Origin of the sequence: Paucibacter sp. KBW04, from assembly GCF_003852425.1 — a bacterium.
Lineage (GTDB): Bacteria > Pseudomonadota > Gammaproteobacteria > Burkholderiales > Burkholderiaceae_C > Paucibacter_A.
Map to the genome: position 1 here is coordinate 91,330 of NZ_QAJN01000014.1, position 17,429 is coordinate 108,758.

The 17,429-nt window shown below is 66.4% G+C and carries 12 protein-coding genes and 2 tRNA genes; 5 read left to right on the plus strand and 9 right to left on the minus strand.

The features are described 5' to 3' along the window. Nucleotides 1-296: 296 nt before the first annotated feature. The 6 genes from DBR47_RS17315 to hemC form a co-directional block, all read right to left on the minus strand. A tRNA-Arg gene (locus tag DBR47_RS17315) sits at nucleotides 297-373 on the minus strand. Between the two features lie 254 nt (nucleotides 374-627). Beyond that, nucleotides 628-704 (minus strand) — tRNA-Arg (locus DBR47_RS17320). 59 nt (nucleotides 705-763) lie between these two features. Beyond that, nucleotides 764-2,011 (minus strand): heme biosynthesis HemY N-terminal domain-containing protein, encoded by a 1,248-nt coding sequence (locus DBR47_RS17325; protein WP_124452331.1) that lies wholly within the window; start codon nucleotides 2,009-2,011, stop codon nucleotides 764-766. Nucleotides 2,012-2,032: 21 nt separating this feature from the next. Beyond that, the gene (locus tag DBR47_RS17330) at nucleotides 2,033-3,208 is read right to left on the minus strand and encodes a uroporphyrinogen-III C-methyltransferase (RefSeq protein WP_231512364.1); all 1,176 of its coding nucleotides are present in this window, start codon (nucleotides 3,206-3,208) and stop codon (nucleotides 2,033-2,035) included. Then, nucleotides 3,205-4,005 (minus strand): uroporphyrinogen-III synthase, encoded by an 801-nt coding sequence (locus DBR47_RS17335; RefSeq protein WP_124452333.1) that lies wholly within the window; start codon nucleotides 4,003-4,005, stop codon nucleotides 3,205-3,207. The genes DBR47_RS17330 and DBR47_RS17335 overlap by 4 nt, the downstream gene beginning before the upstream one ends. A gap of 7 nt (nucleotides 4,006-4,012) precedes the next feature. Next, complete coding sequence (gene hemC, locus DBR47_RS17340) at nucleotides 4,013-4,963, minus strand: hydroxymethylbilane synthase (protein WP_124452335.1); 951 nt, start codon at nucleotides 4,961-4,963, stop codon at nucleotides 4,013-4,015. A 217-nt stretch (nucleotides 4,964-5,180) separates the two neighbouring features. On the opposite strand from hemC, the gene ppc reads away from it, so the two are divergent. The 5 genes from ppc to DBR47_RS17365 all read left to right on the plus strand — a co-directional run bounded on the left by ppc (nucleotide 5,181) and on the right by DBR47_RS17365 (nucleotide 13,925). Then, nucleotides 5,181-8,042 (plus strand): phosphoenolpyruvate carboxylase, encoded by a 2,862-nt coding sequence (gene ppc, locus DBR47_RS17345; protein ID WP_124452337.1) that lies wholly within the window; start codon nucleotides 5,181-5,183, stop codon nucleotides 8,040-8,042. Nucleotides 8,043-8,132: 90 nt separating this feature from the next. Beyond that, nucleotides 8,133-8,750 (plus strand): ECF-type sigma factor, encoded by a 618-nt coding sequence (locus tag DBR47_RS17350; RefSeq protein ID WP_124452339.1) that lies wholly within the window; start codon nucleotides 8,133-8,135, stop codon nucleotides 8,748-8,750. A 19-nt stretch (nucleotides 8,751-8,769) separates the two neighbouring features. Next, nucleotides 8,770-11,247, plus strand: coding sequence for a protein kinase (locus DBR47_RS17355; protein ID WP_124452341.1), 2,478 nt, complete (start codon nucleotides 8,770-8,772; stop codon nucleotides 11,245-11,247). A 54-nt stretch (nucleotides 11,248-11,301) separates the two neighbouring features. Next, complete coding sequence (locus tag DBR47_RS17360; RefSeq protein WP_124452343.1) at nucleotides 11,302-13,527, plus strand: serine/threonine-protein kinase; 2,226 nt, start codon at nucleotides 11,302-11,304, stop codon at nucleotides 13,525-13,527. Between the two features lie 194 nt (nucleotides 13,528-13,721). Next, a complete protein-coding gene (locus tag DBR47_RS17365; RefSeq protein WP_124452345.1) occupies nucleotides 13,722-13,925 on the plus strand; it encodes a putative motility protein in 204 nt (67 codons plus the stop codon). 68 nt (nucleotides 13,926-13,993) lie between these two features. On the opposite strand, the gene DBR47_RS17370 is transcribed toward DBR47_RS17365, so the two are convergent. From DBR47_RS17370 to DBR47_RS17380, 3 genes are all read right to left on the minus strand, one after another. Continuing rightward, complete coding sequence (locus DBR47_RS17370) at nucleotides 13,994-15,256, minus strand: hypothetical protein (protein WP_148090428.1); 1,263 nt, start codon at nucleotides 15,254-15,256, stop codon at nucleotides 13,994-13,996. Nucleotides 15,257-15,339: 83 nt separating this feature from the next. Continuing rightward, complete coding sequence (locus tag DBR47_RS17375) at nucleotides 15,340-16,212, minus strand: LytTR family DNA-binding domain-containing protein (RefSeq protein ID WP_124452349.1); 873 nt, start codon at nucleotides 16,210-16,212, stop codon at nucleotides 15,340-15,342. 6 nt (nucleotides 16,213-16,218) lie between these two features. Continuing rightward, nucleotides 16,219-17,346, minus strand: a complete 1,128-nt coding sequence (locus tag DBR47_RS17380) for a sensor histidine kinase (protein ID WP_124452351.1) — start codon at nucleotides 17,344-17,346, stop codon at nucleotides 16,219-16,221. Nucleotides 17,347-17,429 lie beyond the last annotated feature (83 nt).

Sequence of the window (17,429 nt, forward strand, 5' to 3'; positions counted from 1 at the left end):
TCCCAGCGACTTCTGCGGCCCTTCTGACAGGGCCTGCTGGCTTCTCGGCCTCGTCAACACCTTGATGCACTTGGCAAGAAATAAGCATCGATTCGAGCTAATTCCTGCCAACAACACCATAGGCATCCACTCCGAAAACCTCATGTTTATGCATGTTGGCGAAGTTGCTCAGGTCTGACTAGGGTAATTCAGAGAAACCCATGCCCGGTGCTTGAACAAACTGCGCCAGGAAGCAAGCACCGCATTCGGAAAAAAGAAAAGGGCTAGTACGCATAACGTACTAGCCCTTGCTTTTTTGGTGCGGCTGGCAGGATTCGAACCCACGACCCCTTGGTTCGTAGCCAAGTACTCTATCCAACTGAGCTACAGCCGCTTCAATAACTCTACTATAACACGATTATTTCTGATCTCTGCATTCAATTGCTGAAATATCAGCAAAATCTGCGGCACCGCGAAGGCATGAAACTAATTTGAGTTTCGGCACGCACTTGGTGCTGCACTTGAAAACTGTTTCTGCCATCCAGTCCTTCCACCGAATGCCAGCCAGCTCACAATATGCGGATCTATATAAATAGATAAAGCCCCGATATTTCTATCGAGGCTCTATTCATTTTTACTTCTTATTTTTGGTGCGGCTGGCAGGATTCGAACCCACGACCCCTTGGTTCGTAGCCAAGTACTCTATCCAACTGAGCTACAGCCGCGAAGCCTGCTATTGTAGGCTGAAAATATCGGTCCCTGCAAGAGATTTCAAAAAATCTTCTTACTGAAGCACCGCCGCGGCCTCGAAACAGCGCGCCCGGCGATCCTGATCACCGTCTTGTTCGGCCAGCTGGGCCAGGGTCAACCAGCTGCGGCGGCGGGCAGCGACACCTACCTCGTGGTCGTCACAGACCTGCTCCAGCATCAACCTGGCCTTGCCCCAAAGTTGACGCTCGGCCAAGGCATGGCCCAGGGCGTAAGCCAGGTATTTGTCTCGCGGGAAGCGCTGCACGGCCGACTCCAGGCGCTGCAACCATTCGGGTGCCAGGCCCGGCAAGACCGGCACCAGGCTTTCGGCCAAGGTGGCCCGCTCATCGTTTTGCAACTCGCCGATATCGTCCCAGAAGGGACGCAACCAACCGCGCCCATCGTCGGGCGAACCCAGGGCGGCCGAACGGCCGGCAGCCCGGCAGGCCACCAGCACGTCGCGGCGATCGGCGCTGTCCAGCTGCTGCCAGACCTGACGCAGCTGATCGACATCACGTGCACCATCCAGCGCTTCAAAAGCCAGCGAGCGCAGCAACCCTTGCGCCGCCACCTTGGAGAATCCCTGGTGCTTGGCCAGCAAGCGAGCAGTGCGCAAGGCTTCCAGCGACTGCTTGGCCAGACGGCTGGCCTGCAGCTTCAGGCGCAGGGCCTGGGTGCGGCGTGCCACGCCAGGATTCAGATCGGCCAGCAGGCCCAAGGCACGCGGCGCATCGCGGTCATCCAGCGCCCATTCGGCGGCCAACAACAAAGCGCCCTCCTCCTGCGCACGCCCGGCCGAGGTCCGGCGCGCCAACTCAAGCGCCAGATTCAGCTGCTCGTCGCGACGGCGGCGGTCCTGCAGGCGGTGCGCACTATTGGCGGCCAGCAGATGGCCCAGGGCCAGAAAGCCCGCATCCTGCGACAACTCGGGCGTCTGGGCATGGATGCTGAGCGCTCGCTGCGCGGCTTTTTGAGCCCGGCCGTAGCGGGCACCAAAAAACTCCCCCAAGGACTCACGCAGCGCCAGCTGAGCGCTGCGCTCGCGCTGAGCCAGACGCCATTCTTTGGCGCGCTGCGGCAGGCTGATCATGGAGCCGACGGTTTGAATCGCCGTCACCAGCGCAAAACAGCTGCCTACCAGCACCAGCAGGAACAGATTGAGCGACACATCCAGGCGCCATCCGTTCCAGTAAAAACTCGCCAGTCCGTCATTGCGACCCAGCACCAGGGCGGCCACCACGGCCACCGAAAAAAGCAAAACCAACCAGATGATGGTGCGCATGAAACTCAGGCCCTCAAGTCTTCAGCGACCGGCGGCCGCGGCGGAGAGCGCGGCCAAGGTGTCGTCGGGGCGAGGCACGACGACCTGGCGAGCTTGCCCAGCCACTTGGCGCAAGAGATCGCCGGCCACTTGCACCTTGCGGGCGCGACCGTCGAAATAGCGGTTCAGCATTTCCTGGCTGTCACGCAGATCGGCTTGCGCCGTCTCGAACTGGCGGCTGAGCAAGGCCAGGCGGGCATTGAGCAGGCGCAGCTTGATGTTCTCGCGCAGGAAAAAAGCCTGCTCGGGCGCCAACAAGGCCGCCTCAGGATGATCGATGCGGGTGACGCGAATCAGGCTGCGGGTCTCGGTCCAGGCCGCCGCAGCGGTCTCGCGCACGCCTTTCTTGGCGGCCCACCACCATTGGGCGAATTCGCCGTCGGCAGCAGTTGGCGGCTTCTCTTCGCCGGGCGCGCCGGCTTTGAGCGGCTTGCCGTTGCCGGGCTTGAACCGGGGCTCTTCGGCCACGGGCTTGGGCTCGGCCGATTTTTCGGCATTGACCGTCAGCGGCAGCTCGTCAAGCAGGCGCACCACCTCGTCCAGCTTGATGGTCAGGGTAGACACATCGACCACGCTGACCGATTTGACCCGGTCCAGATCGCGGGCGACGGCGCGGCGCACGCCTTCCATGCGCGGCTGCTTGTAGCGCAGCAGGCGCTCATCGGCCAGTTTGAGCGTCACCACCAGGGGCTCGGCACTGCCGGTGATGGCGGACTGTTGCAAGGCCACGCGGATGGAGGCCTCGATATCGCCGATCACGTTCTCATCCCGCGAGCGCGACATGGACTGGATCAACTCCTCCAGCTGGCCGCGCTGCAAAGCCACCTCGGCCAAACGGGCGTCCAGCAAGGCCACTTTGGCGGCGGTGTCACGGGTCAGCTCTTGCGAGGCCTTGGCGGCCGCCTTGGCCTCGCCGGCATTGGTCTGAATCAACTCCTGGCGACGCACCAGTTCTTGCTCCAGCGACTGCTGGCGGCTCATGCTCTGCCAGGCCAGGCCCAGGCCGGCCACGCTGAGCACAGCGGCGGCGATGGGCAGCCACTGGGAGCTGACGGATGATTGGACGGGCGCCTGAGCACGGGGCTCAGAGGCAGCGGCCTGAGTCGACACCTGCGGTGCCGACAGAGATTCTTGGGAGTTTTGTTGGGTATCGCTCACGGTGCAAATGATTGTAGGGGTCTGCCCTGCATCGCCTGAAAGGCCTGCACCAGGGCGGGCGCATCGGGTCGCGCCAAAACCACATGCCCAAAACCCAGGGCTCGCGCCGCATCGGCAATGCGGGCATGGGTGGCGATGCAGGCACGCTGGCCCCAGCCGGCATCACCTGGCGTCAGGGCCGCCAGATTGGCCACCCCCTCGGCGCTGCTGAGCAGCCAGACCGCGGCCTCAGGCACCGCCAACAGCGCTTGCAAACGCGCCTGCCCGGCCGCGTCCAACTTTGGGCAGCGGCGGCTGTAGACACTGAAAGCCGTGACATCGGCACCCTGCTCGCGCAGACGCTCGGCCAGCCACTCGCGGCCTCCGTCGCCGCGCAGCATCAGGACCTGGCGCCCCTGCCAGTCACGCGGCTGCAGCAAAGGCCAGAGGTGTTCCGAGTCCAGACTGGCCGCATCGGCGGGGGGCTGCAAGATCAGCTCGGCCGGCACACCGGCTTGCTGCAAGGCTCGCGCGCTGCCGGGGCCCACGCAGGCGGCCAGACAGGCCGCTGGCCAGGCTTGGCCCGCGGGACGCTGGGCAAAAAAATGCTGGACCGCATTGGGGCTGACAAAAAAGGCCAGGGCCGCCGCTGGCATGCGCCGCCAAGCGGCGACCGCTGCGGCGGCCGCGCCCTCCTGAGCCACGATCTCGATCAGCGGAAAACTCTGTGCCGCCACACCCAGTTTGGCTAGCCTTTGCAACCAGTCTTGCGTCTGGGCCAACGGCCGGGTCAGGATCAGGCTGGGCGCGATGCTCATCCTGGCTTTAGGCCTGCGCTGGCGGCAGATAGCCGGCCGCACCCAGGGCCATCAAGGCCTGGGCGGCTTGCAGACCTAAGGCCTCGGCGGCCTCGGCCGTCTGCGGCTGCGCTTGCAGGCGAGTCTTCAGCAGGGGATGGCTGGGATGCTGTGCACTGCCCAGCGCCGCGCTGAGGTGCAAGACGCCATCCAGCCAATGCGCATGTGCGGCCAAGGGCACGCTGCAGCTGCCGCCCAGGGCGCGCGAAACGGCGCGCTCGGCCAGGGTGGCCAGCCAGGTGGGCTGGTCAATCATGCCCGCGATCTGGGCCTTCAACTCGGCCGCATCGGCGCGCAACTCCAGGCCCAGAGCGCCTTGGCCGGCGCAGGGAATCATGGTCTCGATATCAAAGTAGCTGCGGATGCGATCGCCCGCGCCCAGGCGCTTGAGGCCGGCCGCCGCCAGCACGATGGCGTCGTAGCCGCCCTCGTCCAGCTTGCGCATACGGGTGTCCAGATTGCCTCGCAAGGGCTCGATGCGCAGATCGGGCCGCAAGGCCAGCAGCTGCACCACCCGGCGCAGGCTGGAAGTGCCCACGACAGCACCTTGGGGCAGCTCGTCCAGCGTGGCATAACGGTTAGAGACCAGGGCATCGCGGGGATCCTCGCGCTGCAGAATCGCCGCCAGCTCAAAGCCCTCGGGCAGCTCCATCGGCACATCCTTGAGCGAATGCACGGCCAGTTGTGCGCGACCCTCTTCCAGAGCCGTCTCCAGTTCCTTGACGAACAAGCCCTTGCCACCCACCTTGGAGAGGGCCCGGTCCAGGATCTGATCGCCCCGGGTGGTCATGCCCAGCAGGGTCACATTCAGGCCCAACTCGGCCTCCAGCCTGGACTTGACATGCTCGGCCTGCCAAAGCGCCAGGCGGCTCTCACGGGTGGCAATGACGACGGTTTTGGATTGCTGCGTTTCACTCATGGGGCAATTATTGACCAGCCACCATCGCCGCCCGCCCAAGACCGGCGAATCTCGGCCTGCGTTGTAGACCTGCACCTCCGACCGTTGGGTCGGAAAAAGAAACTGATAAAGTCAGAATCAAGTAACTTCGTTACATGCCTGACTCCGTCAAATTGCGCGCTTCGCCGCCCGATTGCTCAGCCTCAGTCCCTTGTCTTTTTCAGCCACGAGCCCCGCCATGTCCACCAAGCCTGCTGCATCCGTGAAACCTGCCAAGAAAGCCAAGCCTGCGGGCAAGCCGGTGGCCAACAAAACCCGCGCCAGCAGTGCCGCCGACAAAAACCTGCCGCTCACCAACGACATCCGACTGCTGGGCCGCATCCTGGGCGAGGTGATCCGTGAGCAAGAAGGCCGCGAGGCCTATGAGCTGGTGGAAAAGGTACGCCAGCTCTCGGTCGCTTACCGCCTCAAGCGCGATGCGCAGGCGGGCAAAAGCTTTGACAAGCTGCTCAAGAGCTTGAGTGGCGAACAAGCCGTCAGCGTGATCCGCGCCTTCAGCTATTTCTCCCACCTGGCCAATATCGCCGAGGACCGCCACCATGTGCGCCGCCGCGAGGTGCATGAGCGCGCCGGCAGCCTGCAAGCCGGCTCCCTGGCTTTTGCGCTGGAGCGCCTGCATGAGGCCGGCGTGCGCCCGACCGAGATCGCCAAGACCTTGCAGCAAGGCTTTATTTCGCCCGTGCTAACGGCCCACCCCACCGAGGTGCAACGCAAAAGCATTCTGGACGCCGAGCGCGCCGTGGCCCAGCTGGTGGAACAGCGCGACAGCCTGCACACCGAGCGCGAGTTGGCCGCCAACGAGGCCTTGATCCGCGCCCGCGTCACCCAGCTCTGGCAGACCCGCATGCTGCGCTATAGCAAGCTGAGCGTGGCCGACGAGATCGAGAACGCCCTCTCCTACTACCCCGCCACCTTTCTGCGCCAGATCCCCAAGCTCTACGGCGAGCTGGAAGAAGCCCTGCCCGGCCATGATCTGAACAACTTCTTGCGCATGGGCCACTGGATTGGCGGCGATCGCGACGGCAACCCCAATGTCACAGCCGCCACCCTGCGCCATGCGCTCTCGCGCCAGAGCGAGGTGGCGCTGCGCCACTACCTGACCGAGCTGCATGAGCTGGGCGCCGAGCTGTCCATCTCCTACCGCTTGGCGAGAATCAGCCCCGCCATGCAGCGACTCGCCGAGCGCAGCCCAGACCGCAACGAACACCGCATGGACGAGCCCTACCGCCGGGCCCTGACGGGCATGTATGCGCGCCTGGCCGCCACCTTGCAGCAGCTGACCGGCACCGAGGCCTTGCGCCATGCCGTGGCACCCCAAGCGCCCTATGCCAGCGCGGAGGAATTGCTGGCCGATCTGCGCATCATCGAGGACTCGCTGCGCAGCCACCACGCCGGCGCCCTGATCGCGCCGCGCCTGACGCCGCTGATCCGCGCCGTTCGCGTCTTCGGCTTCCATCTGGCCACCCTGGACCTGCGCCAAAGCTCGGACCAGCACGAGGCGGTGATCGCCGAGCTGCTGCAAACCGCCCGCGTCGAGGCCGATTACAGCGCCCTGGACGAGGCCGGCCGCCGCGCCCTGCTCATGCGCCTGCTGCAAGACGCCCGCCCCCTGCGCGTGCATGGCGCTATTTACAGCGAAAAAGCCCTGGGCGAGCTGGCCATTTTTGAGGCGGCGAGGGAGTCCCTGCAGCGCTTTGGCCGCGAGTCCCTGCGCCACTACATCATCAGCCACACCGAGTCGGTCAGCGATCTGCTGGAAGTGCTCTTGCTGATGAAGGAAGTGGGCCTGCTGCGTGGCACGCTGGATGGCGAAGCCACCAGCGATTTGATCGTCTCGCCCCTGTTCGAGACCATTGGCGACCTGCGCGAAGCGCCCGTCATCATGGCCGAGTTCTACGCCCTACCCGGCATCGCCGGCCTACTCAAGCGCAGCGGGGCCGAGCAAGACATCATGCTGGGCTACTCCGACTCCAACAAAGACGGCGGCGTCTTCACCAGCAGCTGGGAGCTTTACCGCGCCGAGATCGCCCTGGTCGATCTCTTCGCCCAGCTGCGCGCCCAACATGGCATCACCCTGCGCCTTTTCCACGGCCGCGGTGGCACCGTGGGCCGGGGCGGCGGCCCCAGCTATCAGGCCATCCTGGCCCAGCCCCCTGGCACGGTGAACGGCCAGATCCGCCTGACCGAGCAGGGCGAGGTGATCGCCTCCAAATACGCCAACCCCGAGATCGGCCGCCGCAATCTGGAAACGCTGGTTGCCGCGACCCTGGAAGCCACCTTGCTGCACCCGACCAAGAGCGCGCCCAAGAGCTTTTTGGAGGCGGCGCAGACCCTCTCCGACCTCAGCTTCCAAGCCTACCGCGGCCTGGTTTATGACACGGCCGGCTTTGCCGAATACTTCTTCTCGGCCACGCCTATCCGCGAGATCGCCGAGCTGAACATCGGCTCGCGCCCGGCCTCGCGCAAACCCAGCCGCGCCATCGAAGACTTGCGCGCCATCCCCTGGGGCTTCAGCTGGGGCCAGAGCCGTGTCGCCCTGCCGGGCTGGTGCGGTTTCGGCTCGGCCGTCTTGAGCTTCCTGGGTGAGGAAGGCAGCGAGGGCTATGCCGGCCGCCTGGCCTTGCTCAAGCGCATGGACAAGCAGTGGCCCTTCTTCCGCACCCTTTTGTCCAATCTGGACATGGTGCTGGCCAAGACCGATCTGGGCATTGCCCAACGCTATGTGGATTTGGTGGAGGACAAGCGTCTGGGCAAGCGCATCTGCGCCGCCATCCAGGCCGAGTTCGAGCGCACCGCCCAGGCCCTGACCCTGATCACCGGCGAGCAAGACCGCCTGGCCGCCAACCCTGCCCTGGCCCGCTCCATCGAGCACCGCTTCCCCTACATCGACCCGCTCAACCATTTGCAGGTTGAACTACTTCGTCGCTACCGCGCCATTCCGGCGGACAAGCGCGATCAGGACGCCAGCCTGGAGCGGGTGCAGCGCGGCATCCACCTGTCCATCAACGGCATCGCCGCCGGCCTGCGCAATACCGGCTGAGGCCCGAGGCTGCTGAAGGTGAACATTGCAGGTTTGCACAGGGCTTGAAGCCGGGGCGCCGGCCCTAAACTGGCGCCTCAGCACACTCTTTTGCAGCGCAACAAAATCATGTCGGCCGGCCCGCTCACACCGCCCTCGCAAGGCGATACTTTTGACTCCATGACCGTGCTGCTGCATGCCTGGAAGCGCGGCGACGGCCAGGCTTTCGCCCGCGTGGCCGAGGCCTTGCAGAACGACTTCATGCGCATGGCCGCCGCCCGGCTGAACGGCAGCGATGCCGTCACCCTCAGCAAGGGCGAGGTGGTCAACGAGGCCTGGCTGCGCCTGATGAACTCGCCCCAGCGCTGGGAAAACCGCGCCCACTTCTTTGCCACCGCCTCGCTGACCATGCGCAGTGTGCTGCGCGAGCATGCCCGCGCCAAGCTGGCCGACAAGCGCGGCGGCAATCCGCAACAGCTGAGCCTGACCCAGGCCGAGCTGGGCGAGGAATCGCAGGCGGCCGAGCTGCTCAATCTGGACGCCTTGCTGAGCCAGTTCAGCCGCCAAGACCCGCGCGCCGCCCAGGTGCTGGAGCTGAGCTACTTCACCGGCCTGCAGCGGGCCGATATCGCCGAGATTTTGGGCATCTCCATCCCCACGGTGGACCGTGAGCTGCGCTTTGCCCGCGCCTGGCTGAGTGAGCGCCTGGAACACGAGATCGGCCCTTGAGGCCCAGCCCCGCCAAGGCATGAGCGCGCCAGCCGCCAGCCCGGACCCGCTCGAAGAACACGCGCAGCTCAAGGCCTTGTTCAACGAACTTTGCGAGCTGCCCGATGAGGCCGCGCAGAACGCTCGCCTGGACGAGCTCAAAACCGCCCCCCTGCTCAAGCTGCGGCTGCTGCGCATGCTGGCCCAGGAGGCTGGCGAGGGCTCGCGCTTTGCCCGCCCTCTGCTGGAGACCCTGGCCAAGGGCCCGGAGTTGCGGGTGGGCGACGCCGTCGGCGCCTGGCGTTTGGTCTCGGTGCTGGGCCATGGCGGCATGGGCCAGGTCTATCTGGCCGAACGCAGCGACGGCCACTACCAGCAGCTGGCCGCGCTCAAGCTCTTGCGTGGCTTCAGCGCTGAGGAGGCCCTGGCCCAGCTGGCGCGCGAGCGGCAGATCCTGGCCGGCCTCAACCACCCCAATATCGCCCGCCTGATCGACGGCGGCACAACACCCGGCGGTCGGCCTTATCTGGTGATGGACTATGTGCAGGGCGAGTCCATGCTGCGCTACGCCCTGCGCCAGCGCCTGAGCCTGCGCGAGCTGCTGCGCCTGTTCGGCATGGTTTGCGATGCGGTGGCCTACGCCCATCGCCAGCTGATCCTGCACTGCGATATCAAGCCCAGCAATGTGCTGGTGGGCCTGGACGGCCGCGCCATGCTGCTGGACTTTGGTGTGGCCCAGCTGCAGGGCAAGGACGGCCAGGCCGGCAGCGACACCCTGGCCGCCACGCCGCGCTACGCCAGCCCCGAGCAACTGGCCGGCCGGCCCGCCAGCAGCGCCAGCGATATCTACAGCCTGGGCCGCCTGCTGCAAGAGCTACTGACCCACACCTCCCACCTGGCAAGGCTCAGAGCGCCACGCCGCCACGAGCTGCAAGCCCTGCTGGCCAAGGCCTGCCACCCCGATCCCGAGCAGCGCTATCTCAGCGTGCCCGAGCTGCAGGCCGATCTGAACGGCTTCGTTCTGCACAAACCCCTGGCCGCCCTGCCCGGCGGTCGGCTCTATGCCGCACAGAAATTCCTGCGCCGGCATTGGGCCGGCGCCTTGATAACGGCCGCTGCCCTGCTGCTCAGCGCCGGTTTTGCCTGGCGCATGATGCAGGAGCGCGACCGCGCCGAGCGCGAACGCGACAAGGCGGCGGCGGCACAAAAAGCCGCCCACCAGGTCAGCGACTTCATGCTGACCATGTTTGTCTCCAAAGACCCCAGCTACGATCTGCCGGCCTCCCAGCTGCTGGCCGAGGCGCAAGAGCAGTTGGAACATGGCCTGGGCGAGCAGCCCGAGGTGCAGGCCAAGCTCTACCTCTCGCTAGGCATCGTGCAGAAGAACCGCGGCGAGCTGCGCACCGCCCGCCAGCTGCTGGAGCGCGGCATCGAAATCGAAAGACAGAACCCCCTGCAGCCCAATCTGGGCAGCATGCTTTACCAGTTGGCGGTGACCCACCGCCTCAGCGACGACTTCGCCCTGGGCCTGGCCCCGGCCCTGGAGACCCTGGCCCTGCGGCGCAAGACCGAACCGCCGGACAGCCAGCTCATCGCCAATGCCAGCGCCCTGGCCGGCTACCTCAAGGCCTCGACGGGCGCGCTCAGCGAAGGCCGGCAATGGCTGGAAGCAAGCTTGCAAGTGGCCGAGAAAAATCGCCCTCGCTCGCATAGCCATGCGCTGAGCCTGTCCTACCTGGCCTTGCTGCGGCAGCAGACGCGTGACTTCGCCGCCGCCCAGGCCCTGACGGAGCAAGCCCTGGCCATACGCCGCGAGATCGACGGCGAAGATCACCCCCGCACCCTCACCGTCAGCGAGGACCTGGCCTTGATCAAAAGCCATGGCGGCCAGGCGGCCGAGGCGCAGCGCCTGCTGCAGGCCTGCATCGCCAAGCGCATCGAACAACGCGGCGCCCGCCATCTGGCCCTGGCCCGCAGCTGGGACTATCTGGGCCAGGTCCAGCTGGCCCTGAACCAGCCCGCCCAAGCCCAACAAAGCCTGCAAAAAGCCTTGCAGCTCTATCAAAGCCTGGGCAGCCAGGACAGCGGCAGCTACCAGCTCAGCCTGCAACACCTGGCCCAGGCCCAGTTGCAGCAAGGCCAGGCCGAGACCGCTCTGAGCCAGCTCAAGCGCTTTTTTGACTATGCCGAGCGCCACTTCCTGCCCCAGCAAGCCAGCTATCAGCAGGGCTTGATCCTGCGCGGCCAGGCCTTGCTGCGCACGCGCGCCTGGGACGCCGCCGAGCAAGACTTCGGCCGCGCCGCCCAGCTGGCCGAGGCCAGCGCCGGCCCGCTCTCCTTCGAGGCCCTCAGCGCCCGCCTGGGCCTGGCCGAACTCAGGCTGGCCCAAGGTCGCAAGGAGGCGGCCCGCCAGGCCCTGCAGAGCTGGCCGCCCCCTCTGCAGACAAGCCCTGGGCTGGCCGAAGCAGCCCTGCAAACCCGCCTGCAAACCCTGCAAAAAGCCCTGGGCCCACGCTGAGCTACAGTCCAGCCCAATCGCCCCCTAACCCAGGTTCCACGCGCATACCGAGGGATGAAGACAAAGCACACCGACCCCGCGCAGGCCAGCCCGCCGCAGGCCGCGCCCGAGCCGGGCCATTTCGCCCAAATCAAGGCCTTGTTCGAGGAGCTTTGCGAGCTGCCCGACCCCGCCGCCCAGCAAGCCCGGCTGGACGCCCTGGACACCTCGCCCGACATCAAGGCCCAGGTGCTCAATCTGCTGGCCCGGGACGCCGTCAACACCACACGCTTTGCCAAACCCGTGGCCGGCATGATGGCCAGCGCCGCCGGGCCCGAGCTGCGCGCCGGCGACAGCCTGGGCGCCTGGCGATTGATCTCGGAGCTGGGCCGGGGCGGCATGGGCCAGGTCTATCTGGCCGAGCGCAATGACGGCCATTACCAGCAGCAGGCCGCCGTCAAGCTGCTGCGCGGCTTTGTGGGTGAGACAGCGCTGGCCCAGCTGGCGCGCGAGCGGCAAATTCTGGCCGGCCTGCAGCACCCCAATATCGCCCGCCTGATCGACGGCGGCACCACCCCGCGCGGCCGCCCCTATCTGGTGCTGGACTATGTCGAAGGCCGGACCATCAGCGACTATGTGATGCGCAACAAGCCCGGCATGCGCGAGCTGCTGGCCTTGTTCGGCATGGTTTGCGAAGCCCTGGCCTACGCCCACCGCCAGCTGATCCTGCACTGCGATATCAAGCCCAGCAATGTGCTGGTGGGCGCCGATGGCCGGGCCATGTTGCTGGACTTTGGCGTGGCCCAGCTGCAGGGCAAGGAGGGCAATGAAACCCTGGCCGCCACACCGCGCTATGCCAGCCCCGAGCAACTGGCCGGCCTGCCGGCCAGCGCCGCCAGCGATGTGTTTGGCCTGGGCCGCCTGCTGCAGGAGTTGCTGCGCTGCTCCCCCGCCCTGTTGATGAGCCTGAGCCAGGGTCGCCAGCAGGAGCTGCAAGCCATCGCGACCAAGGCCTGCCGCGAGGACCCGGAGCAGCGCTACCTCAGCGTCTCCGAGCTGCAGGCCGATCTGGAGCGCTTCAAACAGCATCGCCCTCTGCAGGCGCTGGCGCCCACCCGGCGTTACCGTTGCCAGAAATTTTTGCGCCGGCATTGGCCGGCGGTCGGCATGGCCAGCGCCGCCCTGCTCCTGAGCAGCGGTTTCACCTGGCAGGTGATGGAAGAACGCGACCGGGCCGAGAGCGCACGCAGCGCCGCCGCCCAGGTCAGCGACTTCATGCTGAATATGTTCATCGTCAACGACCCTTCGTTTGACGTGCCCGCGGCCAAGCTGCTGAAAGATGCCCAGGACCAGCTGGAGCATGGCCTGGGTGAACAAGCCGAGGTGCAGGCCCAGCTCTATCTCTCGCTGGGCACGGTGCAGAAGAACCGCGGGGAGCTCAAGACCGCGCGCGAGCTGCTGAGCCGCGGCGCCGAAATCGAGCGCGGCCTGGGCGGCAAGAAGACGCTGGCCGCCCTGCAGTTCCAGCTGGGCGATACCGCCAACCTCAGCGGCGACTACCCCCAGGCCATGCAGGCGGCGCTGGAGGGCCTGCGCCTGCGGCTCAGCATGACCCCGCCGATCGCCGCGAACGTCAATGCCTCCAAGGCTCAGGCCGGCTTTTTGTCTGCCATGGCCGGCCAAGAAGCCTTGGGCCTGCCCTTGCTGCAAGAAGCCTTGCGCCAAGCCGAGGCCGAGCGCCCCGGCAGCCATGCCCATGCCCTGGCCCTGTCCTACCTCTCCACCCTGAGGCGCGAGGCGGCCGACTACCCGGCCGCCGCCGACCTGGCCCGCCAGGCACTGGAGGTCCGCCTCAAGATCGACGGCCCCCAGCACCCGCGCAGCATCAAGATGCGCGAGGACCTGGCCCTGATTCAGGCCTTGATGGGCCAGGGCGCCCAGGGTGTGACGGAATTGCAGGCCTGCATACGCCAGCGCGAGGAGCAAAGCGGCAAGCAGCACCTCAACCTGGCCCGCAGCTGGGACTTGCTAGGCCAGGCCCACAGCGCCGCCGGGCAGTTCGAGGCCGCCGTGCAAGCCCACGAGCGGGCCCGCCAGATGCGCGAGAAACTCGGCCAGCAAGACAGCGGGATCTATCACCTGGGCCTGCTGAGCCTGGCCCAGGCCCAGCTCAAGCTGGGCCAAAAAACCGCGGCCCGCGCTCAGCTGCAAGCGGTGCTGGACTACGGCCGCCAGCACTTCGCGCCCGAGCAGCCCAGCTATAAAAAAGCCCAGCAAGCCATGGCCTTGGCCGATTCCTAAAAAATTTCTTGGCGCCTGATAGGCCGGGCCGAGCCAAAGCCCTTATGTCTATGAATAGCGCTGTCATTGCGTTGGCGAAACGCAAAGCGGGGAGGCGCAGGCGGGGGCTGCCGAGCGCGTGCAAAGCAGCCCCCGACCTCAAGAAAACGGCGCGGTGGCCGACAAACCGGGAACTTCACCCGGGAGACAAGACCATGGACCTCAGCAACACCGCCCTCGTCAACAACGCCGGCAGCTCGCCCGCCGGCTCGGTGCAGGCCAGCGCGCAGATCTTTGTGCTGCGCAAGGCCATGGATATCCAAGCCCAGGGCGCGCTGGAGCTGCTCAACTCCGTGCCGCCTCCGCCGGCCCTGGCGAGCAGTGGTTCGTTGGGCACAAGGCTGAATGTTTACGCCTGAACCGAGGCGTCAATCCTCGCCTGACTCGGGCAGGTGAATCATGCGGCAAGTGCCTCGATCGCGATGACTCAGGGCGACGCGAGCGCGCCCGGCATCCCGCGCTGCCGCGCCAACTCCGCACGCCAGTAAGCCCACTCACCTTGCCGACCTATGCCGACCAGGCGCTGAGTCAGGCGGCGATAGCCCTCACAACTCTCCCCCAGCTCGGCCTGGGTTTCGCTGTCGGCGCCAATCAAGGCTTGCAGGGCCAGATAGTCAGCCCTCTGCAAGGGCATGGCCTGGGCCGCCAGGCCCGCGCGCTCGGCCAAGGCCAGGCCCTGGGCCATATCCATCAGGCTGCGGCCCTTGTCGAGCAGATTGCGCGCCACCGCCTGGCATAGCTGCTGGCGATTGCTGTCCGCCAGGGCCTGGCTGGCGCAGACGCGGTTCAGCGCCCCCATCCAGTTGCCCAGCATGGCGAAGTCCAACCCGATGATGTGCAGCTGCAAGCTGGCCTCGGCCACCAAGGCCAGCTCCTCGTTGCGCAAAACTCCGCTGGCCAGGGCCTGGCTGCGCGCCGCCGCCAGCCAGGGCTGGGCGCGGCCATACAAGGGCGTGCCGCTATCGCCCTGCAGCTGTGGCAGGCTGAGGCGGTACAAGGCCTCAAGCATCAGCGCCTGATCGTTGCTGCGAAAGGCTTCGCCCAGCAAGTAAAGCCAGGCGCTGAGGCTTTGCTCGTCCAGCTCGGTCCAACGCTTGGCGCTGAGCTTGGTGCACTGGGCGCCGGGCCAGCTCGCACAGGCCCGATAGGCCATGCCGTAGGCAGCAGCATTGCGGCTGTTCAGCACCAGCGAGGCCGCAAGATTGCTGCTGGTGTCCGCACTCAGACCCACATCCCACAAAGGCCGTTCCAGCAAGGCGGCCGCCACCGGGTCGGCCGGCTCGGCACTGCGGCGCAGCAGGAGCAACAGCTGATCGCGCAATTGTTTGACCTCATCCTGGCGGCTCTGGTCCCAGGGCTTGGGCACATCGGCGTTCAACCAGCGGGCATCGGCATAACCCAGGCCACACACGGCTTGGCGGCCGGGCCCGGTCTGCTCGTACAAATGCTCGTCGCGCGGCTCCAGGCCGGGCACTGCGCCAGCGGCCCTGTCCTGGTCGGGCATGAGCGTGCTTTTGTGCGGGGCCGAGGCCATCGCCTGGGCGGGCAGCCTGGGTGCGCTGGCTGCAGGCTCAGAGGCAGCCGCTGCAAGCGGCGGGGCCGAGCGCGGCAGCAAACGCACCGCCTGATGCTCGCCCGCGGAGCCCCACAGGCCTGAAACCCAGCCCAGCAGGCTCAGCAGCAACAGCAAGGCCAGCAGCAGCCAAAGTCCCCTCTGGCGCCGCCGCTGCCGCCCAAGCCAGCTTGGGAAACTGGGGAGGCGGCGCCGGCCCTTCATTCCTTGCGATTGCCCTTGGCCAGGGCCTCCCGCACGGCGGCGACTTGGCGGCGCGAGACCGCCAGCCATTCATTCACGCTGGCGATGCGCACCGCCCAGCCGTCCCCGGCCTCGGCGCCTTCGGCCTCTTCCTCCTCCGAGCTGCCGCCAATCGGCGCGCCACGCAGCAGCTCGCGCACGGCGGACTTGGCCACCAAGGCATTGCGATGCACACGCAAGAACTTGCCTTGCGCGCTTGGCTTGGCGGCGAAGCGGGTTTCCAGCTCCGACAAGCTGCCGTCCATCACATAGCTTTGGGTGGCGGTGCGCAGGGTCAGGTATTTGAGGTCGGCCTTGAAGTACAGCACCTCGCTCAGCGGCACCCGCAGCAAGCGGCCGCGCACGCTGATATTGATGAATTCCTGGGTTTCCACCACCGCCTCATCCAGATCGGCGCGCTGCGAATGCGCGGCCTCGCGCTCAGCCAGGCGCTGGGCCACCCGGCACAGGGCGGCCTGCAGGCGCTCGCGCCGCACCGGCTTGGTCAGATAGTCCATGGCGTCCAGCTCAAAGCCTCGCAAGGCGTGCTCGGCATGCGCCGTCACAAACACCACGGCGGGCTGGGCCGGATGGGCGGCCAGGTTCTCGGCCAGCTGCAAGCCATCGGGCCCGGGCATTTGAATGTCGAGCAAGATCAGATCGCAGCCGTGCTCGCGCAGCCAGGCCTGCGCCTGGGACGCGGTGCTGGCCTCGGCCACGACCTCGGCGGCTGGGTCCTGGCAGCCCTCCAGCAGGCTGCGCAAGCGCATGCGCGCCAGGGGCTCGTCATCCACCAGCAGCGCCGTGAGTTTGGCGGGCGGCTTGAGCTTGGGATCGGGGTGAAAAGACATGGTCAATTAGAACGGCAGAACGATGCGAACGATGAAGCGGCCGGGCTCGGCATTGAGCTCAAAACGAGCGGACACATCATGCATCAAACGCAGGCGCTGGCGCACATTGCGCAAGGCCAGGCCATGGCCCGAGGTGCGCGCCGGCAGGCCCACGCTATTGCTGACGCGGATCTCCACCTCGCTGCCACGGCGCCGGGTCAGCACCTCGATATCGCCGCCCGCGTCATTGGGCTCGACGCCGTGGCGCACCGCGTTCTCCACCAGAGGCTGCAGAATCAGCGGCGGCACCCTGGCTTCAGCCGCCTGCGGGTCCAGCTGCCAGCGTATGCGCAGGCGCTCGCCAAAGCGGGTCTGCTCGATATGCAGGTAACGGCGAGCCAGCTCAATCTCCTCGGCCAGGCTGACCGAGGTGCTTGCGTCGGCCAGGGCCACGCGAAAGAGTTCGCTCAAGTCCTCCAGCAAGTTCTCGGCCTTGGCCGGCTCGTAACGCACCAGGGCGATGGCGCTATTGAGGGTGTTGAACAAAAAATGCGGCCGGATGCGTGACTGCAACTCCACCAGCTGAGCCTGGGCGGCCGCTGGGCGCTGGGCCCGCTCGCGCAGCTTCAGCCAGGTCAGCAGCAAGGCGGCCAGGGTGGCGCCGGCCAGACCCACGCTGAGCAGGCGAAACCAGCCACTGGGGTCGATGGAGGCGATGTTCAGCAACTCCCAACCCAGCAAGGCGCAGACGGCACCCAGGCCGCTCAGCAAGACCCACTGCAAGGGCTCGGCCAGGCGCGCCAGCGCGCGGCGCGCCCCACACACCAGCAAGAGCCAGAGCAAGACGCCCGACATGGTGACCACGGTGGCGCTGGCCATCCAGGCCGCCCACTGCGACACATCGCGCGCGGCCAGGGCCAGGCCCAAGGCCAGCAGGCCCTGCACCCCCAGCACGGCGCGCAAGACCAAGCCCACATGGCAGACGTCAAACACCCGCTCCGGGTCGAACAGGGGCAGCACCGAGGATTCCGGCGCGGGCAAAGGCTGCTGGGTGGCAGCAAAACCCAGAATGCTGGTGAGGCTGGTGCTGTCGGGCCAGACGCTCATGCCCTCGTCTTGCTTGTGTGCCGCTGGTTTGGATTCTTTTTTGCTCATCAAGAAGAGACTGCCGCAGTTTGGAAAGACATGGGGCGGAGAAGAAAGATGGAGAAGCCGGTAGATAGAATCGCCCAGGCTCT